Raw genomic sequence first — 23,952 nt, forward strand, 5'->3', positions numbered from 1 at the left:
AGGCGCGGGCCCGCGGCCGTCGGGCCCCGGGGAGAGGTGCGGGCCCGCGGCCGTCGGGGAGCCGTGCGGGCTGCGTCACAACCCTGCAATGACCGGCATGCGGAGGCCCGCTTCCCTCTTTTACGACCTGCCCCGACCGCTACGCTGACCGTATGACGAGCGAGGAGCAGCCCACCCCCAGCGCCCCCGCGGCCACGAGACCCGGTACGCCCGACCTCCTGGAGGTCGTCCCCGCCGGAACCCCCGGTGAGCGGGCCCGCGCGCTGCTGCGGCTGCGCCCGTACCGGAGGCTCTGGACCACCCAGCTGATCGGTGGCACCGCCGACCGGCTCGGGTTCCTGGTGCTCCTCGCGCTGACCGTGATCGCCGCCGCCCTCGGTGGCCAGTTCGGCGACCTGCCGCGCAACCTCGCCTTCGCGGTCGCCGCGGTCTTCGCCGCCCGGTTGGCCGCGACCGGGCTGGTCGGCGTCGCCCTGCTCGGCCCGGTGCACGGGCTGCTCGCCGGAAAGCTGGACCGCCGCTGGACGCTCTTCGGCGCGGACGTGCTGCGGGCCGTGCTGGTCGGCATCGCGCCGTGGTGGATCGTCTGGCTGGGCTCCGGCCCCAGGCCGTCCGGCGCCGCGACCTACGTGCTGCTCGGCACGGTCTTCGTGACCGGCACCGCCGAGCGGGTCTGGGCCATCGCCAAGGCCGCCGCCGTGCCGGGCCTGCTCCCCCCGGCCAACCCGTACGCGCCGGCCGCCGAGCAACGCCCCTCCGCCGCCGACCTGGACACCGTCCGGACGCTGGACCGCCGCACCGGCTGGGGCACCGTGCCCCTGGCCGCCGCCGCGCTGGTCGCGCTCACCCTGGTCAACAACGTCTTCGCCGCCCTCGGCTCGGACTGGCTGCGCGCCCACCAGACCACCTTCGCCGCGCTCGGCGCGGCCGCCCTGTTCGCGGTCGCGGCCGTCCGGGTGTACCTGCAGCAGCTGCCCGGCGGCCCGGGGGCCGTCGCCCCGCACTCCCCGCTCCAGGGCCTGCGCGCGCCGACCGACGCCACGCCCGGCCCCGCTCTGCGCAAGGGCCGCACCGGCTCCGCCCCCTACTTCACCTTCGCGGTCGCCGCCGGGTACGCCTCGATGGCGGGTGTCGCCGCGCTCGCGCTGCTGACCGCCGCCGAGCACCGGGCCGGCCCGATCGGCTACGGCCTGCTGGTGCTGGCCGCCGTCGGCGTCCCGGCGCTCGGCGTCCGGGTGACCAGGGCCACCCTGCCCGCGCTCTCCCGCCGCCGGCTGCTCGCGCTCGCGTTGCTGGTCGAGGGCGTCGCGCTGATCCTCGCGGGCCTGGTGCTGAACTTCGTGCTGGTCCTGCTGCTGACCGTGCTGGCCGCGCTGGCCGCCGGGATCGTCGTCTCGACCGGTCGGACCCTGCTCGCCCAGGAGGTCGAGGAGTCCCGGCTGCCGAAGGTCACCGAGCACCTGTTCGCGGTGCTGCGGGCCGTGGTGGCCGCCGCGCTGGTGGTCGTCCCGCTGATCGCCGCCGCCTACGGGAACGTCGAGTACGGGACGGTCGAGCCCGGCTCGTTCACCTTCATCCACGGCGGTGCCGCCCTCGCGGTGGCCACCGCGGGCCTGTTCACCCTGGTGCTCGCCGCCGTCGTGCTGCTGAAGACCGACGACCGCCGGGGCACCGCGCCGTTCGGCCGGGATCTGCTGGACGCCCTCCGCGGCGGTGCCGGGCTCCCGCCGCACCGGACGACCGGCACCGGCTTCTTCATCGCCCTGGAGGGCGGCGACGGCGCCGGCAAGTCCACCCAGGCGCAGGCGCTCGCCGAGTGGATCCGCGGCAAGGGCCACGAGGTGGTGCTCACCCGCGAGCCCGGTGGCAGCCCGGTCGGCCAGCGGCTGCGCGGGCTCGTCCTGGACGTCGCCAACACCGGCCTCTCGCACCGCGCCGAGGCGCTGATCTACGCCGCCGACCGCGCCGAGCACGTCGAGAACGTGATCCGGCCCGCTCTCGCCCGTGGCGCGGTGGTGATCACCGATCGCTACATGGACTCCTCCATCGCCTACCAGGGCGCCGGCCGCGACCTGGCCGCGACCGAGGTCGCCCGGATCTCGCGCTGGGCGATCGGCGGGCTGCTGCCCGACCTGACCGTCGTGCTGGACGTCGACCCGACCAAGGCCCGGGAACGGTTCACCGAGGCGCTGGACCGGCTGGAGTCCGAGCCGACCGAGTTCCACCAGCGGGTGCGCGCGGGCTTCCTCGCGCTGGCGGCCGCCGACCCCGCCCGTTACCTGGTCGTCGACGGCAGCCAGCAGCCCGGCTCCGTCACCACGGCGATCCGCCACCGGCTCGACCGGGAGCTGCCGCTCTCCGAGCAGGAGAAGGCCGCCCGCGTCGAGCAGGAGCGGCTCGCCCGCGAGGAGGCGGAGCGCCGCGCGGCCGAGGAGGCGCGGAAGAAGGCCGAGGCCGAGGCTGCCGAGCGCAAGCGGCAGGAGCTGCTGGAGCAGCTGCGGGCCGAGCAGGCGGAGAAGGAGCGGCTGGCCAAGGAGGAGGCCGAGCGCAAGGCCGCGGAGGCGGCGCGCAAGGCCGCCGAAGAGGCCCGGCGCAAGGCGGAGGAGGAGGCCCGCCGGCGCGCCGAGGAGGAGGCGAGGCTCCGCGCGGCCGAGGAGGCGCGGCTGGCCGCCGAGGCCGCCGAGCGCAAGCGGCTCGCCGAGGAGGCCGCCGCGCAGGCGGAGCTCCAGCGGCAGCGGGAGCTGCAGCGCGAGGAGCAGCGCCGTCGTGCCGAGGAGGCGCTGCAGCGGGCCGAGGAGGCCCGGCTGGCGCAGGCCGCGGCGCTGGCGGCGGCGGCCGCCGCAGCGGCGGAGGCGGCCGAGCGGGCGGAGCGGGCGGCTGCCGCCGAGGCTCCGGCGCCTGCCCCGTCCCCGGCTTCGGCTCCGACGCCGTCCCCGGCTCCGGCGCCCGGTGACGCGGTGACCACCGAGCTGCGGGTGGTGAAGGAGCGGGGCGCCGACGACGTCACGCAGGAGATCTCCGAGCGGGACCGCCGGGCGGCCGTCCGGGCCGCCGAGGCGGCTGCGGCCGGCGGGGCCACGGCGAGCGGTGCTCGGGGTGACGGCTCTCGAGCCGGTGGTGCCTCGGAGGTCGACGTGACGGCCAAGCTGCCGGTCGTGCCCGGTACGCCGGTGCCCCCGGTGCCCCCGGTGCCCCCGGCGGCCCCGGCGACTCCCGCCGCGGCGGACGAGACGGCCGTGCTGCCCCGGATCCCCGCGGCAGACGCCGACCGTGGTGCCACCGACCGGACCGAGCTGCTGCCCCGGATCGAGTCGGCCGGTCCTTCCACACCTGCCGGCCCTGCTGGTCCCGCAGGTCCGGCCGTGCCGCCGGGCCTCTGGCGGGACGAGCCGACCGGGCGCGCCGCCCACGCCCACCAGGAGCAGCCGGTCGACAGCACGCGCGAGCTGCCCGTGGTCGACGACGAGGAACAGCAGCCCGCCGTCGAGCCGCGGCCCCGGCCCTCCTGGGCCGAGGAGACGCCGATGGACGACCTGCCGAGCCTCACCGACACCCTGCTCGGCTCGCGTGACGAGTGGGCCCGCTGGGAGCAGGGCGGCGCCGGGGAGTCCGGCCCCCGAGACCCGCGTGTCCACTACGGCGCCGGCACGGCGGACCAGGGCGGTCAGCCGGGTGACCCCGGTCGGCCCGGTGCGGGCGACCGCGGGCAGGAGGGGCCCGGGGACAAGGGCAAGGGCGGCCGGCGCTGGCGGCGCCGGAGCTGACCCGGCGCAGGACCGGAGGCCGCAGGCTGCAGGCCGGCGGAGGCGGTGGCCTGCCGCGTCGGCGGCCGGACGGGCCGGGCCGGCAGCGGGCGGTGCGGTGAGCGGTACAGCGGGCGGTGCGGTGAGCGGTACAGCGGGCGGTGCGGTCAGCGGTGCGTCGGGCGGTGCGGTCGGGGCGCGGTGCTCCGGCGGCACCGCCCGCTGTCGTCCCCGCCCCGTATGCTCGACGGCGGAAACCGCCCCGGGCCGCGTGCCCTGAGGCAGCGCGGACACGGCGTTCGGGCCGGTCCGGGGCCGCAGGGCGATCAGCACGAGGCAAGTAGTCCGTACGAGGTGGCTCGTACCGAACTTGGGAGCAGCAGTGGCCGTCTGGGACGACCTGGTGGGCCAGGAGCGCGTGGTCGAGCAGCTGACCGCCGCCGCCCGGGCGGCCGGGGCCACGGTCGCCGCCGGGCGCGGGGCGGCACCCGAGCCGGGCGGCAACGCCTCGCTGATGACGCACGCCTGGCTGTTCACCGGTCCGCCCGGGGCGGGTCAGACCACCGCCGCCCGCGCCTTCGCCGCCGCTCTCCAGTGCACCAGCCCGGACCTCGCGCTCGGCGGCACGCCCGGCTGCGGCTTCTGCGACGGCTGCCACACCGTGATGGCGGGCAGCCACGCCGACGTGAAGTACGTCCGCACCGACGGCCTGTCGATCGGCGTCGGCGACATGCGCGACCTGGTGCTGCGCGCGTCCAGCTACCCGACCGGTGGCCGCTGGTCGGTGATCCTGGTCGACGCCGCCCACCGGCTCACCGAGGCCGCCGCCAACGCCCTGCTCAAGGGCGTCGAGGAACCGTCCCCACGCACCGTCTGGCTGCTCTGCGCGCCGTCCGTGCAGGACGTGCTGCCCACCATCCGCTCGCGCTGCCGGCTGCTGGTGCTGCGCCAGCCCGCCGCCGAGGCCGTCGCCGACATGCTGGTCCGGCGCGACGGCGTCGATCCCGAGACCGCCCGCTTGGCCGCGCTCGCCGGGCAGGGGGACATCGAGCGCTCCCGCCGCCTGGCCGTGGACGAGCAGGCCCGCACCCGGCGCACCGAGGTGCTGCGGATCCCGCTGGAGGTCTCGGACATCGGCGGTTGCCTGGCCGCCGCCCAGCGCCTCGTCGACACCGCGAAGGCCGACGCCGAGGCGCTCGCCGAGACCCAGGACGCCAAGGAGACCGACGACCTCAAGGCCGCGTACGGCGCGGCCGAGGGCGGCAAGGCCCCGCGCGGGATGGCCGGGGCGGTCAAGGAGCTGGAGAAGCGGCAGAAGAGCCGCGCCACCCGGACCCGCCGGGAGACGCTCGGTGTCGCGCTGCTGGACCTGCTCGGTTTCTACCGGGACGTGCTCGCCCTGCAGCTCGGCTCGGCCGGCCCGCTGTCCAACGAGGACCAGCGGCAGGCGCTGAACCGGGTCGCCCAGGCCGGTCCGCCGGAGAGCACGCTGCGGCGGATCGAGGCCGTGCTGGCCTGCCGGCAGGCGCTGGACCGCAACGTCGACCCGCTGCTCGCGGTGGAGGCGATGACGGTCGCGCTGCGGGCGGGCTGAGGCGTCCGGCCGTCGTGCGGGCGGGCGGGCGGCGTCTCGCGGCGTCGTCGGTCCCCCGGCCTGCTCGGCCTGCGGCGTCTCGCGGCGCCCTCGGTCCCCGGCGCGCTCCGGGCCGGTCGAGGCCCGGGACTACCGGATAGGGCTTCCCGCCCTAGCCGCACGTCCCACCTTCGAGTGAACGGGCAGTACGCGCCGCGCACACCGGCGTGTGACCGCCGGGTCGTCTTGCACGCTGGGGCCGACTGCGCCCCGACGGCGGGGCCGTCGCGTCCCGTCCGGCACCGGCGCCCACCGGTGGCCCGGCCCTCCTCCCGAGGCGGTGCGTCCCATGGTCCGTTCGCTCCTCGTCGTTCCCCTGCTCGCCGCCGCCGCGGGCGGTGTCTGGCTCGCCCGCGGCGCCCTGCAGCGCTGGCGCGACCTGCGGGCCGCCGAGACCTACGAGCTGACGGGTGACCAGCGTCCGATGCTGCTGCGGGCGGCCGGGGCGATGGTCTGCGGCGTCTTCGTCACGCTGCTCACCGTGCTGACGGCGCTCGGGACGTTCGGGGCGCTCGGGTCGTCGGAGTCGCGGTCCGGGTCCGCGGAGCTGGCCGCCGACCCGGCCGACGGCGCCGCGGCCGGCGGCGGGCGGCAGGCGGCGCCCCCGGCGGCCGACGGCGCGCCGGCCACCGCGCCCGCGTCCGGCGCCGCTCCCGCTGCCGCGCCTGGTGCCGTTCCCGCCGTGCCGGCCGCCGCGTCCGCCCCGGGCGCCGCGCCGGCGGCCGCACCGGCGACCAGCCGGTTCGACAGCGTCGGCCACCCGGGCGGCGGGGAGCTGCTGCAGTCCGCCGTCCTCGGTCCGGACGGACACCCGCGCAACGTCCGGGTCTGGCTGCCGGCCCAGTACGCCAAGGAGCCGAACGCTCGGTTCCCCGTGGTCGTGATGCAGGCCGCCACCCCGCGGAAGACCGCCGACGCCGAGGTCCCCGACGTCTTCGAGGGCCTGAGCTCGGCCGTCCAGACCGGCAAGGCCCGGCCGTTCATCCTGGTCGCCCCCGAGGCCCCGAACGGCACCGAGCACCCCTGCGACCTGGTCGCCGCCGCGCCGCAGGCCGTCGCCGACGACGCCGCGCTGCGCACCACCATCGCGGCGGCCTTCCGGACCCTGCCGCCCGGGCCGGCCTCCTGGGGCACGCTCGGTGTGGAGGGCGGAGCGCCCTGCGCCGCGGCCGCCGGCCTGGCACGCCCCGACCTGTACGGCGCGGCCGCCGCGGTCTCCGGCCGGTTCGACACCGCCGCGCTGGCCCTGACCGGAGCCGAGGCCCCCGCCAACGCCGCCCCCAAGCTGTTGCTGGCCGCCGCCAAGGCCGACGCCGCCGGGCTGGACGCCGCCCGCAAGCTGCAGGCCGCGCTGCGCGGCGGGACCGGTGCGGCGGCCCGCGCCGACGTGCGGATCTCCGACAACGTCCAGGACTACACGCCGGACCGGGAGCGGCTGCGGCTGGTCCGGCAGGCGGCGCAGTACCTGGCCGAGACCCTGGCCAAGCCGTCCTGAGCAGGGCCGCAGCGAGGACTACGCTTCGACGTACCCGGGGTGCCGGCACCGGCCGCGCCCCTGCACCCGAGGGGGAGCGGATGAGGGCAGAGCGGGACCGGCACTCGACGGCGGTGGTCGCGCTGCTGGCGGTGGCCGGGCTGCTGCTCGGCGGGTGCTCCTCCGCGGGGTCGACCACCGCGTCCACCCCCGGCTCCGCCTCCTCGGACACGGCCGGGTCGACGGCCGCCGGGGGCCCGGCAGCCGGTACAGGGGCGTCCCCGGCCGTGGCCTCGGCTTCGGGCGCGCTCCCGGTGGGGGACGCCCGGCCCGGTGCCACACCGCTGGAACCGCTTCCGGCGGCCGTTCCCGCCGCCCTGGCTCCGTACTATGGGCAGAAGCTCGACTGGCAGCCCTGTGACGACGGCTTCGAGTGCACCACCTTCAAGGTGCCGCTCGACTACGCGCACCCGGAGGGCGGGGACCTCGCCCTGTCGGCGGTCCGGGCCCCGGCGCTCCCGGCCGACTCGGGGAGCGGCCCGGGCCCCGCGGGGGCGGGCCGCCTCGGTTCGCTGCTGCTCAACCCGGGGGGCCCCGGCGGCTCGGCGGTCGAGTACGTGGAAGCCGCCGCGAGCAGCTTCGACAGCGGCGTGCGCGCCCGGTACGACCTGGTCGGCCTCGACCCGCGCGGGGTCGGCCGCAGCAGCCCGGTCACCTGCCTGAGCGGCGAGCGGATGGACGCCTACACCGCCGTCGACATCACCCCCGACGACCAGGCCGAGATCGACGCCCTGGTGGCGGCCGACAAGGAGTTCGCCGAGGGCTGCCGCCGGCAGGCCGGAGACCGGCTCGGCCACCTCGGCACCGTCGAGGCGGCCCGGGACATGGACGTGCTCCGGGCACTGGTCGGTGACGAGCGGCTCAACTACGTCGGCAAGTCGTACGGGACCTTCCTCGGCGCGACCTACGCCGGGCTCTTCCCCACCCGCACCGGCCGGATCGTGCTGGACGGCGCGATGGACCCGTCGCTCGACTCGCTCGGCGGCAACCGCACCCAGGCCGGCGGCTTCGAGACCGCCTGGGCGGCCTTCGCCCAGGACTGCGTCAAGCGGGAGGACTGCCCCCTCGGCCGGACCGAGCAGCAGGCCGGCGAGCAGCTCACCGCCCTGTTCCAGGCCGTCGACGCCCGGCCGCTGCCCACCAACGACTCCGCCCGCCGGCTCACCGAGGCCCAGGCCACCACCGGCGTCATCCAGGCCATGTACGCCGACTTCCTCTGGCCGAGGCTGCGCACCGCGCTCGCCGACGCGAAGGCCGGCGACGGCACCGGCCTGCTCAAGCTCTCGGACTCGTACTACGACCGCGGCCCGGACGGCTCGTACCCCAACCTGATGTTCGCCAACATGGCGGTGAACTGCCTGGACCTGCCGGCCCCGTTCGCCGGCCCGGCCGACGTCCAGCGGGCGGTGCCGGACTTCGAGCGGTCCTCGCCCCGGTTCGGCCGCGACATGGCCTGGATGGCGCTGACCTGCGGCTACTGGCCGGTGCGGGCCACCGGCTCGGCGCACACCGTCCGGGCGGCCGGCGCGGCCCCGATCGTCGTCGTCGGCACCACCCGCGACCCGGCCACCCCGTACGCGTGGGCGCAGTCCCTGGCCGGCCAGCTGGAGTCCGGCCGGCTGCTGACCTACGAGGGGGACGGCCACACCGCCTACGGCCGCCGAGACGCCTGCGTCGACGGCGCCGTCAACCGGTACCTGCTGGGCGGCGAGGCGCCGGAGAACGGCAAGCGCTGCGGGGCCTGACGGCGGTGGCGGCTGGGCGGTCGGGCCGCTGTGCCGCGGGTGATGGCCGCAGGCGCGACGCGGGGCTTACACGAAGCAGATGATTTCCGCTTCAACCTCTCGCGGGTACGACGTTACGATGAGCGCCCCGCCCCCACCTGCCACCCTCACCGGAGCGCACCGTGCTCGGAGTCAACGACCTGGCGACCTACGTCCTCGGCGCCCTCGCCATCATCCTCCTCCCTGGCCCCAACTCCCTGTACGTGCTGTCCGTCGCCGCCCGCAAGGGCGTCCGGACCGGCTACACCGCCGCCGCCGGCGTCTTCGTGGGCGACTTCACGCTGATCAGCCTGACCTCGCTGGGCGCCGCCTCGCTCCTGGAGGCCAACCCGGCGGTCTTCGCCGTGGTGAAGTTCGGCGGCGCTGCGTACCTGCTCTGGATCGGCGTCGGCATGCTCCGCGCGGCCCGCCAGCTCTGGCGCGAACACCGCGCCGCCGACCCCGACGCCGCCGCCGCGGCCCCCACCCCGGAGTCCACCGAGCGCCCGTTCCGCCGCGCCCTGGTGATCAGCCTGCTGAACCCCAAGGCCATCCTCTTCCTGCTCTCCTTGGTTATCCCGAGTAAGACAGGATTGTATGGGCAGTCAGTCATGCGCGGTAGAGCCTTCTGTACTGACTGAGCCTCACACCCCAAAGGGGATGGCCTTGACGGGCCGACGGGGACGCAAGAGGCCCCCGCCCGGGTTGTCCCGGGCGGGGGCCTCCGTCGTCTTACTTCACCTGGTGTGCGGTGCGGCGGTGCGGGGGGACCGCCCAGCAGTCGAGCGCGCGGAAGCGCAGAAGGCCGTCGGTCCACGGTCGGGGGTCACGCAGGGCACGGGGTTCGTGGCGTACTTCCCAGCACTGACCCGCCAGGATCGACCATCCTTCGTCACGGCACCGCTTGAGTCCCCGGGTGTTGCCTTCGCGGGCGCCGTTGGGGAGGGTCACGATGAACGCCTTCGCGGCCATCAGGCCACCGCCCCGACGAGCGTGTGCGCGCCCGGGTAGGTGTATCCGGGGTCGGGGTGGTTTGTGGCTGCTGCAGCAGCCGCTGCTCGACGGAATGCCTGTTGCCTGGCCTCGTATGCCGCTTCGATCGCGTCGAGTTCACGACGCCAGGCGTCCTGGTCGATGTATGGGCGGACCAAGGTGCCGGCCGGGGGTTCGTCGAGGTGCGGGCACGCCATGAGTTCCGTCGGGGCCGCAACGAGGTGCGGGTCGAGGATTGTCCGCGGTCGACTGTTCAGGTCGACGCCAGATGGGTGGATCGGTTCGGGAGCGGCGGCCGGCGGGGTGAGCCACGCGAGGGCGGTTTCCCGCAGAGCGGTGCGGCGCTGTGGGCGGCGGGCGCGGCGGCCGGTGCCGGGGGCGAGCAAGGTTCGAGCTTGGCTGAGCAGCCAGCCGATAATCTGATGCATGTCTTAGCTCCACGAAGCTAGGGCCGGACCCCCGGCGGTGCCAGCCGTCCGGGGGTCTTTTTTGTGCTTCGACGGTAGTAGCCACTCGTCTAACTTGTCTAGGTCGTCTGCTTGTCTAAGTGGATGGCGGATTCGGTGTTGTCTACGCTCGGCGCATGCCTGAGAGCCCGGATGCCCCCTACAAGCCGACCGCCCCGTATATGCGGATCGTCGCCGTGCTGTCCGAGGAAATCCGGACGGGGAAGTACGCACCGGGCGAGCGGATTCCGTCTGAGCACGAGCTGTGCGCACGATTCGGGGTGGCACGTGAGACAGCTCGGCGAGCCGTAGCGACGATGCGCGAGCGTGGACTCGTCAAGACGGAATGGGGCCGCGGATCTCGCGTGGTCGCGCCGACTGACGAAGACTGAGAGGCCCCGCCCTGGTGGGGCCGGGCGGGGCCGTCGGTCAGCACATCCTCAGGTCAGTAGGGGACTGACGGTCCCGGCCGCGTCGCCCATGTCGGCATGGGCAAGGCGCGCGACCAACTGATCGCGAACGTCCTGCAGGGTTCGAGGAAGGGCCGTGTCCTGCAGAGCGGCGGGGGCGAGCCCGGCGCGGAAGGCAGCATCCGGCAGAAGCGTCTCAACTAGCGCCCGCGCGAGATCCAGACGGGTTCGCTCCCGAAGAGCGAAGGTCAGATGGAAGCTGGTGGCGTCACCGGTGGCGTACGGGCTGTGCACCCACCCGCGGGGCAGTACGAGCGTGTCGCCCGGTTCGAGTGTGAATTCGACGTTGGGACCGGTGCTCTCCCAACGCTCTTGCATCTCCGGCGTCCACGTGGCCGGTGAAGTGAGGTATCGCGCGGTGGGCAGCTCGACCTCGGGGCGCCAGATGGGCCAGACCTTCTGGCCGTGCATCTGCGTGACGACCGCGGTGAACTGGTCCCAGTGATGACGGAGCCCCTGTTTCCCCGGCGGCGTGATGATCGCAGAGACGTACAGGGAGTACCGGGTTTCGGCCTGGATGGCCTCGCAGAGCTCGGCGAGGTACGGCACGGCGCGCTGAATCTCGCGAAGGTTGATCGTGTGCCCGTCGTTGAAGAGTCCGCGGAGCTTGCCGGGGGTCATCTCCCCGCGATCGGAGAATCGCCCGGGGTGCACGGCGCGGCCATCCTTCACCGCGGCGGTGTACGCGGGAATCAGCAGCCCGCGATCGATGTGGGTATCCATCAGTCCGAGCGTGATCTGACGGTCCAGCTCGGCATCCTTGCGGCGGTAGAGCTTGGGCTCGGTGGGGCATTCGGCGAGCAGAGACTCGGCGTGCTGCCCGAGCAGCTCCGAGAGCGACATCGAACAGTCTCCTTTCACAGCCCGAGCGGGCACGTGATCTCGGGGAGGTGGCGATTCGGGCAGGCAATGACCGCGTAGCTGATCATCCGGTCGCCGGGCACGTAGTAGGACCACACGACGTCGACACCGTTGGTGATGTCCGTGCGCGCGTGGTGGGCCCGGGCATCGAGGCCAGCGTCGACCGCGCCCCCGTCGGGACGCCGAGCGGGCGGGTTCGCCTGGTAGGTCGTCACAAGCCAGCGAAGGGCCGGCTCTGCCTCCTTCCACGTGTTGTCGGCGAGTTCGGCGGGTCGACGCAGCAGGTAGTGCCCCGTGCGCAGGGGCGGAATGGCTCGTCGTTCGAACGGAGTGAAGGCGTTCGGGTCCGGCGCCTTCTGCGACTTGAGCCACTCGGGGTCGATCGGGTTCGGCCGGCGCAGGTATTCCGTGTGGTACTGGGCGTTCGTGCCGATCCAGGGCCCGTACCCGTGCCAGTGGCCAGAGAAGTCCACGGGTTATCCTCCAATGAGGAGGTGCCCGCCCCAAGTTGGATTTGGGGCGGGCACCTCCGTGTTCATGGGTGCGTCAGCCTAGGGCGTCAGGCCGCGAGCCCCCGGCTGGCGACCCACCCGACGGCGAACGCGTCGAGCTCGGCGGTGGTGAACCGCAGCTCGCGGCCCTCCCCCTCCTTCTTGCTGTCGCGCATGGCGAACCCGTCCGCGACGCCGGAGAGCGGGGCGATCGCGACACAGGTCTCGCTCTCGCTCTCCAGGTTGCCGCCGCACTGCCGCTCGAACAGACCGGAGGTGACCTCCGGCAGCTCGTACAGGTTGGACATTTTCCCTCCAACGTGGTTGGTGCACAGGACCGTTCGGCCGGTCAGCCGAACGTGTGGCGGCGTAACGTGTTGCGCCGCCGACCGCCCGCACTGCCGCTTTCGCGACAGCCGCAGACGGAGCCATGGGGAGCGGGATTCCCCCGCCCTTGCGTGGCCGGTGCGCCTCCTATGGGGTGGCGTTCCCGGTCGCTCGGTGTCGCTTCCAGCGCAGTCGCTGAGCCTCGGACCGGCCCCGGATGCGCACGCCCCACCGCTGCAGGCGTATGCGCAGCCAATCGTCGGACCGGCCGATCTGCTGGGAGAGCGCTTCCATGGTGGTGCCGCCCTGGTAGCGCGCGATCAACTGGACGCGTTCAGTGCGCGTCGGCTCACGATCGGGCGGAAGCGGCTCCAACGGGGGTCCGATGGGGTGGGATGTCATGGGGAGTAGTCCAGATGACTAGGTGGCCTGAGCGAGTGCCCCCTCGCCCGGTCGTCCATGCCGTCCACTGTCATGTCACCGGGGCGAGGGGGATGGTGCACCCCATCGGCCGCGCAAGCGGCCGGTGGCTGGTCCCGCCCCACGGGTGGCCTGTCACGCGACGAGTGGGGCGGGTGATCAAGGGGTGTCCCTGCCGGCCGGGGTTCCCGACCGATGGCCGACAGGGACGTGCGCTCCGTGAAGGACCCTAGAGACTCCGGAGCGCGTTCCAGTGCTGCGCCAACCTTGGGCGCGCGCTGGAAGATTTGCCGCCCGCTGTGCGGGAAGCGGGCGGCGGTCGCACACGCGTCAGGCAGAGGTGTGTGCGGCGTCCGGAAGGGCTGAGCACCGGGGAGGCTGCCCGGACCGGACGGTGTTGGCTCCGGCCTGCGGGCCGGTGCCGGTAGGTCCGCTGTGTGACGGAGCACGACGTCACGCAGCGGAAGCCGGGGGCGGGAGGTTGGAGCGGTTGAGCGCGAGGGCGCCCTCGGCGGTGCGCGGCTGCACCGTGTCGACGAGCGGGCGGTGCGGGTCCGCCGTCGTGCGGGCAGGCGGACGCTCGATGAACCGGTGATCGGTCTCCCACTCGCATCCGCCCGTTTCCGGGCGTAGGTGAACCGTACGACCCACCCGCTCCATCACCACCCCGAGTCGACCGGTCAGCACGTCGTAAACGAGTTCGCCGCGCGGCGCGTCGTAGGGGTTGGCGAGAGGCTTGTGCGCAGTCTTGCTCGGGTCACCGTTCGAGAACATCGGAGCCAGAGCGACGAGGTCGGCGACGGGTGCTCCGGTGCTGCACCGGCCGCAGGTGCACGGCCTCATGTGTCGATCTTCCACCACCGGCAAGTGCCCGGGGGTGCCCGGTCCCAAAGTCTGATGATCCGTCATGAATGCGTCTCCGTTGGTGCTTGTGTCGCTCCGTACGTCCTCGCTGTGTTCTAAGGATCGTCCTCTGGCGCTACGCTCACCAGGAGTCGAGCTATAACACCCGGAGAGTTATAGGAGCTGGTCGCGTGACCGTCGAGACTGACGCGCCGGACCCAACTTCGTCGCTGCTGGCCTTCTTTGGCTCGGAGATCCTTCGGCTCCGGACTGAACGAGGCTGGTCTCAGGGCGCGTTGGCCAAGGAGGCGCACACCACGCAGGCCATGATCAGCTATCTGGAGTCAGCAAAGCGCGTGCCCACTGACGATCTCGTTCGAGATCTCGACGCGGTGTTCGAGACGGGTGGCCACCTTGGCAGGCTGCTGCCGTTGGTGCTGCGCTACGCCTACCCCTCGTGGTTCCTTCCGTATGTCCAGCTGGAGCACGACTCAAAGTCCATGCGGGTGTTCGAGAGTCAGATCGTTCCGGGATTGCTGCAGACGGAGGGGTATGCGCGCGCGATGCTCGCTGCTGTGCGGCCGGACAACCTTGATGACCTAGTGGCGGCGAGGATGTCTCGGCAAGCGCTGTTCGAGCGGAAGGTTCCGCCGCATACCTGGTTCGTGGTCGACGAGCAGGCGCTGCTCCGCACCATAGGTGGGCCGCTGATCATGATCGAGCAGTTGGAACGACTTCTCGACGCTGGACAACAGCCGCGGACGGTCATTCAGGTAGTGCCGGCGAGCGTCGTTGCTCACCCGGGACTCGCCGGACCGTTCACGGTCATGTCGTTCGATGAACAGCCCGATGTCCTCTACGTTGACGGCTTCTCGCAAGGGCGTTTGGCGCTCGAATCTAACGAGGTCATCGAGGCGGGGCGCGCCTATGATCTGCTCAGGGCTGTTGCCCTGTCGCCGGAGGCGTCGGCCGAGCTGATCGGCGCGCGAGTGGAGGAACTGAAGCAATGAACAGGGCGAGTGACCTTGATGTGACGTGGAGGAAGAGCCGTCACAGCACGAACGGCGGGAACTGCATCGAGGTGGGCGACGGAATGCCGGGCGCCGTGCCTGTGCGTGACTCCAAGGACCCGCACGGACCTGCCCTAACGTTTCCGGCGAGTGCCTGGCGTTCCTTCGTCGTCGCCGTCCGGGCCGGAGACTTCGACACCGAGTAGTTCATCCCCCAACGCAGAAAGCGCCCCCTTGTACCGGCACGTAGCCGGTGCAAGGGGGCGCTGTGCTGATCTAGGCAGCGGAAGAGATGGCGAGCTTGGCGGCGAAGCCGGCGAACAGCGCGGCGACGCCCGTGGTGAGGCTGGCGGACAGGCGCTTGCGGCGGCGGAACGCTGCCGAGAGGGAGGTGCCGGCGAAGATCAGCGCCGACAGGTACAGGAAGCTGAACGCTTGCAGGATGCCCCCGAGCACGCCGAACGAGAGGATCGGCAGGCCGTAGGACGGGTCAACGAATTGTGTGAAGAACGACAGAAGGAACAAGATCGCCTTGGGGTTCAGCAGGCTGATCACCAGCGCCCGCCGGAACGGCCGCTCGCTCGGCTCCTCAGCAGCAGCTGCCGGGGCCGTTGACTCGTCGGTGGTGTGGCGCTGGCGCCAGAGCTGACGGGCGGCGCGCAGCATGCCAATGCCGATCCACAGCAGGTAGGCAGCGCCGCCGAACTTAACGACAGCGAAGACTGCCGGGTTGGCCTTGAGCAGCGACGAAGCGCCCATCGACGTAAGGCTGATCAACGTCAGGTCCCCGACGAAGACACCGGCCGCAGCCTTGTAGCCGGTGCGGACACCCTTGCGGGCGGCCACAGACAGGACATAGAGGGAGTTCGGACCAGGTAGCAGGACGATGACGAGCGCGCCTATGACGTAGGCAGGCAGATCGGTGACCCCGAGCATTGGCAGAGACCTTCGTGTGGGAGAGGGGCTGCCATCGTACGGGCGCCCCTCGAATGGCCCGGAGGTCGGGACGGGGACGCTGTGCTGTCTACGGGGGGTCGAGGTGGGCGGTGCGCTGGTCGACGCGGTCAACGGCATCGCGCAAGCTCGCCCCGCTGTTGGGGTGCAGCTCGTGCTCGACGGCGGCGATCCGGTGCTCGATCGTGTCGAGCCTGGCCATAACGCCGGGCCGGCCGGGTACTCCGGGGCGGTCGGGAACGCCGGTCCAGTCGTCGACGACTTCCTCGACCTTGGCAGCGAGGCGGCGGACGCCGCGGGTGGCGCGCCAGATGAGGCCGAGTGCGGCAGAGAGGGTGACCACCGCGCCGGCCCACAGCAGGATGTCGTCGAGCCGGCCGGCGCCGGTGGGGTCGCTCACTCGGTGGTGTCTCCCTTCGGGGTGCGCAGCCACGCGGGCAGCAGCTGCTCGACGACGGGCAGGGCCATCACGCGGGTGACGGCTCCGGCGACGGTGAGCGCCACCGCGATGCCGGGCAGTGTCTCGGGGATGCCGGCGGTGGAGACGAGCAGGGGGAGTGCGGCGAGTAGGCCGAGCAGGGCCTGCAGGCCGGTGCGGATGGTGCGGCGGGTGGCGTCGGTCAAGGGGGTGCCTCCTGTTGGTGGGTGCCCGGGGCCGGCTGGCCCCGGGCGGGGGTTAGCGGACGGTGAAGTCGTGGCGGGCGCCGAGCTGTTCGAGGGAGGTGCGGCCGGGGATTCCGTCGGCCGCGGTGCCGGAGTAGCCGAGGGTGCGCTGCCACGCGGCGTAGGCCGCCACGGTGCGCGAGCCGAAACTGCCGTCGCCGGACCACTGCCGGTCGAGCAGGCCCTCGGCGGCGAGCGCGGCCTCGACTACCCGGACGGCGTCCGGGTAGGTGGTGCCGCCCTGCGGGAGGCCGGGGTCACGGCGGGCGGCGGCGATCACCTGGTCGAGGTCGACGACCGCCTGCTCGCCTGGCAGTGCGCCGCCGAGCAGGCGCCGCAGCGACTGCTCGCCCGGCACCCCGTCGGCGTCGCTCCCCGAGTAGCCGAGCGCCTGCTGCCACTCGGAGTAGTTCAGGGTGTCGGCGTCGGTCCAGTCCTCGTTGGGGCCGACGGCGTAGTGCTGGCCGTGACCGGCGGACACGAGCGCTTCGCCGACCTGCCGGACGTGCGGGCCGTGCGCGCCGTAGCCGTACTCCAGTCCGCCGATGGTCACCCGGTAGCGGGCGGGCCCGGCCGGCTGCGGGTCGGGGGCCGGCGCGGGGGCGGGGGTCGACTCCGGGGCGCCGTTGGCGCGGGCGACGATCGCGGGGAACACGATGTCGTGGAACTGCTGCACCCTCGCGTCGCCGGGGCAGGCCGTGCCGGACGTCGACCACGATCGGTGAAGCCGGTGGTAGCCGTAGCCGGGGTCATCCGGGGTCCGGCAGATGCGGAGCGGGATGCCGTGTTCGTGGTGGAGCCAGACGCCCAGGGCGACGAGCTGCTCGATTTGCTGCTCGGTCCACGGGTCGGTGTGCTCGCTGTTGGACTCGGTCTCGATCGAGACCGCACCGGTGCCGTCGTTCCTGCGGTTGGCGGACGCGTTCGCGTCCGCCCGAGTGCCGGTCCCGATGAACTGCCCGAGCTCGCCCCGATAGCCGAGCCCGAAGTGCGATTCGAGGTTCGTCGAATCGCGCCAGAACTCGTAGATCCGGTGCGGCCCCCACTCCGCGGCGATCGAGTGGAGGATGAACTGCGTGGGGGTGATGGCCGGCTGCTGGTCGCTCTCGGGCTGCAGCTCGATCTTTTCGGCGCCGGGGTACCACGACATCAGGGGTGTCTCCAGACATGGGAAAGCCCCGGGGCCGGTGGGCCGCGGGGCGAACGGTTTTGGGGTAGTTGCGAGTTGGGGATCTAGCGGGTCTGTGTGCCGATGGCGCCGGCGGCGCAGGTGTAGACGTTGCCGGTGCCGCCGGTGCGCCATGCCCGGATCTCAACTCGGGTGACGTCGCCGTACTTGCCGGGGCAGAGCTTCGGGCCGTCGGTGACGTAGATCCAGTCGCCGGAGTTGAGGTTGTGCTGCTCGCCCCAGGGCTGGCCGTCGACGTAGACCTGCGCGGCACCGGTGGTTCCGACGTCGCTCGCGGCGTAGGCGGCCACGGTGAGCATCGGGTGATAGCGCACGTGCGGGGCGGTCCACAGTGATTCCGGGCTGCCTGACTGCGTGCGCGCGTACCGATCGAGGTCCCCATCGGGATAGAACGGTGTGTGCAGGTAGGGCACGGCGAGGCCGCCGTTCACCCGGTCTTCGGTGAAGATCGTGTTGCCGCGGTTGTCGTAGATGTCGAGGCCCTGCGGCATGGTGCCGTTGGAGAACATGGCGAGCGCGAGGGACCCGTCTTCCCGGCTGATCAGGACACCGTACTGAGGAGCGCCGTTCGGGCGCGGTATGTCGAGGTCGCCGATGTAGACCATGGGCGTGCCGTCGGCGTCCTGCACGGTGAGCGTGCCGCCTTCGCCGATGACGACGGGGCCGTGCTGGATGCGGTCGAGGGCTGGCCGGGTCTGGGCCCGGCCGGAGAGCTCGCGCACCTGCCGTTCGAGAGTGCGGATGCGGTCGAGGAGATCCTGCGGGATCGCGGCCAAGGTCAAACCTCCAAAAGGAGTTGGGCGGATTCAGGGCGGCCGCGCTCGGGCGGTGTCACGGAAATGCCGACGATCCGGTGCCGGGCGGTCATGCCCTCGGGCCACCACAGATCGGTGATCTTGACGCGTGCGGTCGCTCCGAGCAGGGCGGGGCTGATCTGCGCGTCGAGCCGCACGGTGATCGCGGGCACGGTCTGAGGGGCGAGGTGGGCGGCGGCGTCCGCGCGGGCGTGCGCGTCGAGCGTCTCCTGCTGCTCAACGGTGCTGTAGTCGGCGGACCCGTCGAGCCGCGGCCATCCCGCCGCGACGTCCGCCGAGCTGGTGACGAGCGGGGACAGCAGGGGATGGGAGTCGGCCGTCTGGTTGCGGTTCACGCTGGCGCCGCGGCTCTGCCAGACGTTCGCCTTGGTGGTGGCGTCGACGGGCCACGTGTACGAGAGAATCGGGCCGGGCCGGCTGAGTACCACCTCGTTCGCGCCGGCCCGGATCACCGGGTGGCCGAGCTGCAGCCGCTTGATCCGCCGGCCGGTGTCGGGGTCGCGGGTCGAGGCGATCCGCCACTCGAAACCGCGCTCGACGCGGGAGAGCTGCTCGATCAAATCGCGGATGTAGGGCTGGTCGTACCGGCTGTAGAAGCGGTCGCGGCGCACCCCCGACAGCTCGCTGCCGAACTCGATCCCGATGTCGCCCCCAGGCTGCGCCGCGCTGTACTCGATGAGGTTGCGCACAATGTCGAACTGGTCGACCTGCTCGGCCTGGTGGGAGTCGAACAGGATTCTGTGACTGAGGTACGAATCCCAGGTGGCGGCCTGCAGGGCGAGGGAGAGCTCGCCGTGCTCGTCGCTGGCAAGGCTGGTGGTCCACAGGACGCCGCCCCACCAGATCGCGCCCGCCCGCTCGACCCACAGCCCGGTGCGGCCGGGAACCAGCGCGGCGCGGGCGCGGGCGGCGAGCTCGGCCGTGACCAGGTGCACCGTCGCCCGGAGCGAACCGGTCTTCCCGAGGAACTCGTCGAACGAGACGCCCCAGAGCGGCAGAACGTCGAGCAGCTGGTCGCTGCGCAGGTCGCAGATCAGCACGCGGTACGGGGTGTAGGCGGTGGCCAGAGGTGGCAGCTCAACCACCCCCCGGGGCCCGGGGCCGGTGGCCCTAGGCGGTCTCGTAGCTGAACTGCACGCGCATCGAGGCGCCTTCCCGGTTCCACCGGTAGCCGAGCTGCCCGGGGTTCATCCACTGCCCGTCGGACGCAGCCGCGAGCACCTGCGCCCCGCCGTCGCCGGCGTCCAACACCGGAATCAGCTCGCGCCAGTACGTCTCTGCGTCGACGTGGCGGCCGGTGCCCTGCCACCCGTGCGGCGCCCCGACGTCCGCGGACGCCACCGGGAGCGACACCCGGATGTTCCCGAACCCGAGCGAACTGCCGGGGCCCCACGCCAGCCACGCGACGACGTCGACGTGCCGGCCGATCCGGCAGTACCGGCCGCCGGCCGTCACCTCGCCGTAAACGTCAAGTCCTGACCAGAACGGGGTGTACGGCACCCACCGGCCGAGCGGCGCCCACTGCGCACCGTCCCAGCGGTCCAGACCGTTGGGGCCGTCGCGCCACTGGCCGACGTAGCTGCCGAACGCGGGGCCGGTGTTGGGCACGATGCCGCCGAGCGCGGACGGGTAGGGCACCCACGCGGCGCCGGACCACCGCTCGACCCGTGTGCCGGTGTCGCGCAGCTGCCCGACGTAGGCGCCCGGTTCGCTGCTTGCGTCGGGCCGGACGCCGCCGGCGGCGACGGTGTAGACGCGTAGGTCCGTGACGGCGGTGGCCCAGGGGATGCCGCCGGTGCCGGCGGACGCGGCGACGGGCACCCGCACCGCCCACAGCGGCAGCGAGCACGCGGGGAGAGGAGCCGGCTTCGGGTCGGCGGCCGGGGTGCCCTTGAGGATCTCGACCACCGCCAGAGCCTTGCCGCTCTGGTCGTAGAGCCCGTCGTAGACGTGCAGCAGCACGACGTCGATCCGGTCCCACTGAGCGTGGCCGGGGGCGAAGGCGAGCGTTTCGGGCAGGGTGAGGGTCACGGGGTAGGCGCCCTGCAGCGCGCTGCCCTGCACGATGGCCCGGCCGGCGTCGAGCTGCGCCTGCATGGGGGCGGTCGGGGTGAGCATGAGGGGGGTGCCGCCGGGGATCACTCCGGGGGCGGTCGTGGTCGCCCCGGTGGGGGTCATGGTGCCGACGGGGGCGAGTCGGGTGTCGGTGCGGGTCTGCCCGGTGGGCGGGAGCCACGCGGCGCGCACGGGCATGCGATGTGCCTCCTTACCAGTGGGCGTCACGCCAGCGCAGTTCTGCGCGGGCGGCGTGGTGCGGGACGGTGCCGGGGGCGCCGGCGAACGCGAAGTCGCAGACGCCCGGGGGCGCGACGAGGAACTGCTCGGGGGCCGAGCGGTCCGTCGCGGTGTGGATGCGGGACGAGCCGGACAGGGTGACCGTGCCGGCCGCCCCGTCGACGACGAGCTGCTCGCCGGCGCCGAGCGTGATGTCGTACTCCCACCGCCGGCCGGTGCGCAGGTCAACGAGCGACGGCAGCTCCACCGGCCCGGTGAACACGAGCACCGCGGGCGCGGGGGCCCGGCCGGCGTTGGTGGTGGTGATGATGCCGGCGGACCCGCCGGACCCGAAGGTGATCCCGTCCTCGGTCGGCGGGACGCCGCCCAGCAAAGTGGCGAGGTGCCAGTCGAGGCCACGCTCGGCGGCCGCATCGAGGTGCCAGTCGAGGCCCTGCTCGTCGATCGGCAGGCCGGTATCGGCGTGCCGTTCGGTGAGGCCGTAGCGGCGAGGGTCGGTCGCCTCGAACTGCAGCGCGGCGCCGGTGATGGTGCCGACCCGGTACCCGCGGCTGATCGGTACCGACCACCGCAGGCACCGCGCCCACACCAGCAGCGGGCCGCGCTCGTCGACGCACACGACGAGCGGCAGCTCGTCGTCGATCGACGCCGCGCCCGCCTCGAACGCGCCGACGACCGCGCCGATCCGCGCGGCCGGCGCCCGGATCACGATGTCGTCAACCGTCACCGTGCGCGGCTGCGCCCACAGCGCACCCGGGTAGGCGCCGTGGCCGGCCGGGCGGTTGGTGGTGCCCGAATCCCATGCGGGGGAGTCGGACCAGCCGCTTAGCTTCCGCCACCGGTAGGGGGTGCCGGGGCCGAGCAGGAGCTCGCCGAACTGGATGTGCCCCGGGGCGAGCACGCGGTCGCCCGCGCCCATCGGATCACCCCCTCACCTTGAGCTCCCACCCGAGCGCGGCCGCGAGCTGCTCGGGCGACTGGCCACCGGCGTTGAACTGCTCGATGTGAAGCAGCGGGCCGGACGGCCCGGCGCCGGCCGTGCTGTAGGCGGCGGTCGGAAGCTGCGCGGCCACCGCGGGGTGCGGCGTGCGCGCGGCCGCTGCGAGCGCGGGGGTGTCCGGGACCTCGACGAGATCCCGCATGGCGGCGGCGAGTTCGGGCTGCGCGCCCTCGATCCCCGACACGATGCCGGCGGGAATCCAGCGGCCAACCCGTTGGGCCATCACGCGCGACGGCGAGTGGATTCCCAGCGCCTTCGCGATCGGGCCCGGAATGAGATTCTTGGCCCAGCCCATCAAGGTGTCCTTGAGCCAGCCGCCCATGGACTGAATGCCGGACCACAAGCCGCGCACGATGTCGCGGCCCTTGTCGACCAGTAGCGAGCCGAGATTTCCGAGCCCTTCGGCGATGCGGCCGGGCAGCGCCTTGACGTCCGAGACGAGTCCGGACGCCTTCTCGGCCACACCCGAGCGGATCGAATCCCAGTGTCGTATCAGGAGCCCGACGAGAGTCCAGTTCAGGAAGAACTCGACGATGCGCCCAGGAATGCCGCGGACGAAATCCACGGTTGCATTCCAGCCCGTGATAGCGCCCGACTTGATGGAATCCCAATGCTTGATCAGGAGCCCGATCAACGTCCAATTGAGGAATACGTCGACGAGCCAGCCGGCTGCCGACTTCACAAATCCGACTATCCAGTTCCACGCGGCGGCCGTCGCGCTGCTGACGGTGTCCCAGTTGCTGACGACCAGGGCGACCAGGCCGACCACGGCGGCGATGATCCACCCGACGGGGCCAAGTGCGATCACCCACGCGGCCGCCATGCGGGCGGCCTGCAGCAGGCTCTGTGTGCCCATGAGCACCCATGCCCCGACCACCCGGACGCCGGCCGCAACGGCGGCGACGCCCTGCGCCGCCCAACCAGCGAGCATCTCCGCGTTGGTGAGGAGATAGGTTGCGCCGGTGCGCACCGCGGCCGCGGCTTGCGCCGCCCAACCGGCGACGGTCGTAGCGGTGGTGACGGTGGCCTGCACCGCAAGCGCGATGAGCGTCGGCAGCAAAACTGCCGTCACGATGCCGGCAGCGATGCTGAACGCGAGACTGTGCTCGGTCACGAACCGCTTGCCGGCCTCGTACTTCTGGCCGAGCGTGCCGACCCAGTCGGCGGCCGCCATGAGGGCCGGCACCACTTTGGAGCCGAGCACCTCGACGGCGCCTTGCTGCAGGCCGCGCGTGAACTGCGTCCACCGGGTCGAGGCGTTGTCTCGCATGGTGTCGCCCGCCTTGGCGGCTGCGCCGTCGACGGCGCCGAGCCCTGCGACCGCGCTCGACGGGTCGAGCGAGAAAAGGGCTTTGGAAAGGTCCTCGGCCTGAGTTCCCAGAAGTGAGAATGCGAGCTTGGATCGCTCGGACGGGTCCTTGACCTGCCGCAGCCGATCCATGATCTGATCAAGTGCGGCATTCGCCTCCGGGCCGCCCTTGTTGAACGCGGCGGCCATTTTGTCGGCGTTCAAGCCGATCGACTTGAGGCCGTCGGCGGCGCTACCGTCCTTGACCCTGATATTTAGTTCTTTGAAAGCGTCGGCGACGATATCGGCGTCGCGCGCTCCAGCTTCCAAGCCTTGATGGATGAGGCCCATGGCCTGTTTTCCATCAATGCCCAGATCCCGAAATTGTGTCGGATATTCGTTGAAAGTATCCAACAGGTCTTCGGCTTTATTTGCGCCGAGTTGAGTTCCCCTTACGAGAATGTCGAACGCTTCGTCGGCATCCTTGGCCATTCCCGTTTTGAGCATCTGCCCAACACTTTTGGCAACCGGGCCGACTTCCTCGCCGAGAATGTCGGCGACCTGCTGCGCGCGGCCGCCGACTTGCTGCAGCTGCTCGGCCGTCGCGTCGGCCGGTACGAGCCCTTGCTGCCACAGGTGTTGGAGAGCTTCGTTGGCGGCCTCGACGGACTCGGTGTATCCGCCGGTGAACAGCTTCCCGGCCGCCTTGCCGAGCCGCTCGGACTGCTCCGGGGTGGCGCCGAGTCGAGCCGCAAGGAGGTCGGTCCCCTTGTCCTGCTCGACGGCCTCGGACAGCCCGGCCATCAGGGCGGCGCCGATCGCGCCGCCGATCAAGGCACCCTTGACGGCCCCGAGCGCGCTGGTGATGCCGGAGCCGGCGCGCTCGGCGCCGCGCTCGGACTCCTCGGCGAGCTGCTCGCCGAGCTCGCGCCCGGCCGCCTGCCCGGCCCGGCCCGCTTCGTCCTCGATGACCTGCGCGGTACGGCGGATGCCCTGCTCGGTGCGGCGCAGCCCAGCCTCGGCCGGGGCGTCGTCGACGGTGATGGTGGCGAGCAGCTCGCCGACGGTGAGCGCCAACTCGGCTCACCCCCTCGCCGAGTGCAACCAACCGCGGATGATCCGCTGCTGGAAGGTCGTCGTGTTCGATCAGATGCAGCCCACGCTCAGCCCTCGGCGGGTAGGCCCGTGATCGCGGCGATCTCCGCCGCCGTCGA

Annotated in this window: 21 protein-coding genes and 1 pseudogene; 8 read left to right on the forward strand and 14 right to left on the reverse strand. The window is 72.6% G+C overall.

The annotated features are described in order from the left end of the window. Nucleotides 1-152 precede the first annotated feature (152 nt). The 5 genes and pseudogenes from tmk to leuE (MCM47_RS33940) form a co-directional block, all read left to right on the forward strand. On the forward strand, nt 153-3,764 hold the full coding sequence (tmk, locus tag MCM47_RS33920; RefSeq protein ID WP_238950500.1) for a dTMP kinase: 3,612 nt from the start codon (nt 153-155) through the stop codon (nt 3,762-3,764). A gap of 361 nt (nt 3,765-4,125) precedes the next feature. Beyond that, entirely contained in the window at nt 4,126-5,337 is a 1,212-nt protein-coding gene (locus MCM47_RS33925) for a DNA polymerase III subunit delta' (RefSeq protein ID WP_238950501.1), read from the forward strand. Nucleotides 5,338-5,665: 328 nt separating this feature from the next. After that, nucleotides 5,666-6,871 carry a hypothetical protein gene (locus MCM47_RS33930; RefSeq protein ID WP_238950503.1) on the forward strand — a complete coding sequence of 402 codons (1,206 nt, stop codon included), beginning with the start codon at nt 5,666-5,668 and terminating at the stop codon, nt 6,869-6,871. Between the two features lie 80 nt (nt 6,872-6,951). After that, entirely contained in the window at nt 6,952-8,655 is a 1,704-nt protein-coding gene (locus tag MCM47_RS33935; protein WP_238950506.1) for an alpha/beta hydrolase, read from the forward strand. Between the two features lie 161 nt (nt 8,656-8,816). Continuing rightward, nucleotides 8,817-9,251: pseudogene (gene leuE, locus MCM47_RS33940) on the forward strand (leucine efflux protein LeuE); the annotation flags it as partial. A gap of 393 nt (nt 9,252-9,644) precedes the next feature. Here the strand turns inward: leuE (MCM47_RS33940) and MCM47_RS33945 are convergent. Beyond that, complete coding sequence (locus MCM47_RS33945) at nt 9,645-10,094, reverse strand: hypothetical protein (RefSeq protein ID WP_238950508.1); 450 nt, start codon at nt 10,092-10,094, stop codon at nt 9,645-9,647. A gap of 155 nt (nt 10,095-10,249) precedes the next feature. Between MCM47_RS33945 and MCM47_RS33950 the strand changes: the two genes are divergently transcribed. Next, nucleotides 10,250-10,504 carry a GntR family transcriptional regulator gene (locus MCM47_RS33950; protein WP_238950510.1) on the forward strand — a complete coding sequence of 85 codons (255 nt, stop codon included), beginning with the start codon at nt 10,250-10,252 and terminating at the stop codon, nt 10,502-10,504. 48 nt (nt 10,505-10,552) lie between these two features. Here MCM47_RS33950 and MCM47_RS33955 read toward each other — a convergent pair whose 3' ends face one another. The 4 genes from MCM47_RS33955 to MCM47_RS33970 all read right to left on the reverse strand — a co-directional run bounded on the left by MCM47_RS33955 (nt 10,553) and on the right by MCM47_RS33970 (nt 13,590). Further along, nucleotides 10,553-11,425 carry a cupin domain-containing protein gene (locus tag MCM47_RS33955; protein WP_238950512.1) on the reverse strand — a complete coding sequence of 291 codons (873 nt, stop codon included), beginning with the start codon at nt 11,423-11,425 and terminating at the stop codon, nt 10,553-10,555. A 14-nt stretch (nt 11,426-11,439) separates the two neighbouring features. Further along, on the reverse strand, nt 11,440-11,916 hold the full coding sequence (locus tag MCM47_RS33960) for a hypothetical protein (RefSeq protein ID WP_238950515.1): 477 nt from the start codon (nt 11,914-11,916) through the stop codon (nt 11,440-11,442). A gap of 86 nt (nt 11,917-12,002) precedes the next feature. Further along, nucleotides 12,003-12,242: a DUF397 domain-containing protein gene (locus MCM47_RS33965; protein WP_238950517.1), complete on the reverse strand. Its 240-nt coding sequence runs from the start codon at nt 12,240-12,242 to the stop codon at nt 12,003-12,005. An 892-nt stretch (nt 12,243-13,134) separates the two neighbouring features. Then, nucleotides 13,135-13,590, reverse strand: coding sequence for a hypothetical protein (locus tag MCM47_RS33970; RefSeq protein ID WP_238950520.1), 456 nt, complete (start codon nt 13,588-13,590; stop codon nt 13,135-13,137). A gap of 125 nt (nt 13,591-13,715) precedes the next feature. Here MCM47_RS33970 and MCM47_RS33975 point away from each other — a divergent pair, with 125 nt between their 5' ends. Together MCM47_RS33975 and MCM47_RS33980 are read left to right on the forward strand one after the other, a co-directional pair. Further along, on the forward strand, nt 13,716-14,534 hold the full coding sequence (locus tag MCM47_RS33975; RefSeq protein WP_238950522.1) for a helix-turn-helix transcriptional regulator: 819 nt from the start codon (nt 13,716-13,718) through the stop codon (nt 14,532-14,534). Continuing rightward, the gene (locus MCM47_RS33980; RefSeq protein ID WP_238950533.1) at nt 14,531-14,740 is read left to right on the forward strand and encodes a DUF397 domain-containing protein; all 210 of its coding nucleotides are present in this window, start codon (nt 14,531-14,533) and stop codon (nt 14,738-14,740) included. Before MCM47_RS33975 ends, MCM47_RS33980 begins: the two co-directional genes overlap by 4 nt. A gap of 70 nt (nt 14,741-14,810) precedes the next feature. On the opposite strand, the gene leuE (MCM47_RS33985) is transcribed toward MCM47_RS33980, so the two are convergent. From leuE (MCM47_RS33985) to MCM47_RS34025, 9 genes are all read right to left on the reverse strand, one after another. Next, nucleotides 14,811-15,470: a leucine efflux protein LeuE gene (gene leuE / locus MCM47_RS33985; protein ID WP_238950535.1), complete on the reverse strand. Its 660-nt coding sequence runs from the start codon at nt 15,468-15,470 to the stop codon at nt 14,811-14,813. 88 nt (nt 15,471-15,558) lie between these two features. After that, entirely contained in the window at nt 15,559-15,888 is a 330-nt protein-coding gene (locus tag MCM47_RS33990; RefSeq protein ID WP_238950537.1) for a hypothetical protein, read from the reverse strand. After that, entirely contained in the window at nt 15,885-16,112 is a 228-nt protein-coding gene (locus MCM47_RS33995; RefSeq protein ID WP_238950539.1) for a hypothetical protein, read from the reverse strand. The genes MCM47_RS33990 and MCM47_RS33995 overlap by 4 nt, the downstream gene beginning before the upstream one ends. Nucleotides 16,113-16,164: 52 nt before the next feature. Then, entirely contained in the window at nt 16,165-17,301 is a 1,137-nt protein-coding gene (locus tag MCM47_RS34000; protein ID WP_238950541.1) for a peptidoglycan-binding protein, read from the reverse strand. An 83-nt stretch (nt 17,302-17,384) separates the two neighbouring features. Next, nucleotides 17,385-18,116 carry a hypothetical protein gene (locus MCM47_RS34005; protein WP_238950543.1) on the reverse strand — a complete coding sequence of 244 codons (732 nt, stop codon included), beginning with the start codon at nt 18,114-18,116 and terminating at the stop codon, nt 17,385-17,387. A 2-nt stretch (nt 18,117-18,118) separates the two neighbouring features. Continuing rightward, complete coding sequence (locus tag MCM47_RS34010; RefSeq protein WP_238950545.1) at nt 18,119-19,240, reverse strand: hypothetical protein; 1,122 nt, start codon at nt 19,238-19,240, stop codon at nt 18,119-18,121. Between the two features lie 25 nt (nt 19,241-19,265). Then, nucleotides 19,266-20,408, reverse strand: a complete 1,143-nt coding sequence (locus MCM47_RS34015; RefSeq protein ID WP_238950547.1) for a hypothetical protein — start codon at nt 20,406-20,408, stop codon at nt 19,266-19,268. Between the two features lie 13 nt (nt 20,409-20,421). Next, nucleotides 20,422-21,369: a phage tail family protein gene (locus MCM47_RS34020; RefSeq protein ID WP_238950549.1), complete on the reverse strand. Its 948-nt coding sequence runs from the start codon at nt 21,367-21,369 to the stop codon at nt 20,422-20,424. Between the two features lie 4 nt (nt 21,370-21,373). Continuing rightward, on the reverse strand, nt 21,374-23,815 hold the full coding sequence (locus tag MCM47_RS34025; protein ID WP_238950551.1) for a phage tail tape measure protein: 2,442 nt from the start codon (nt 23,813-23,815) through the stop codon (nt 21,374-21,376). Nucleotides 23,816-23,952: the final 137 nt, after the last annotated feature.

The sequence above is a fragment of the Kitasatospora sp. A2-31 genome (assembly GCF_022288725.1).
Classification (GTDB): Bacteria; Actinomycetota; Actinomycetes; order Streptomycetales; family Streptomycetaceae; genus Kitasatospora.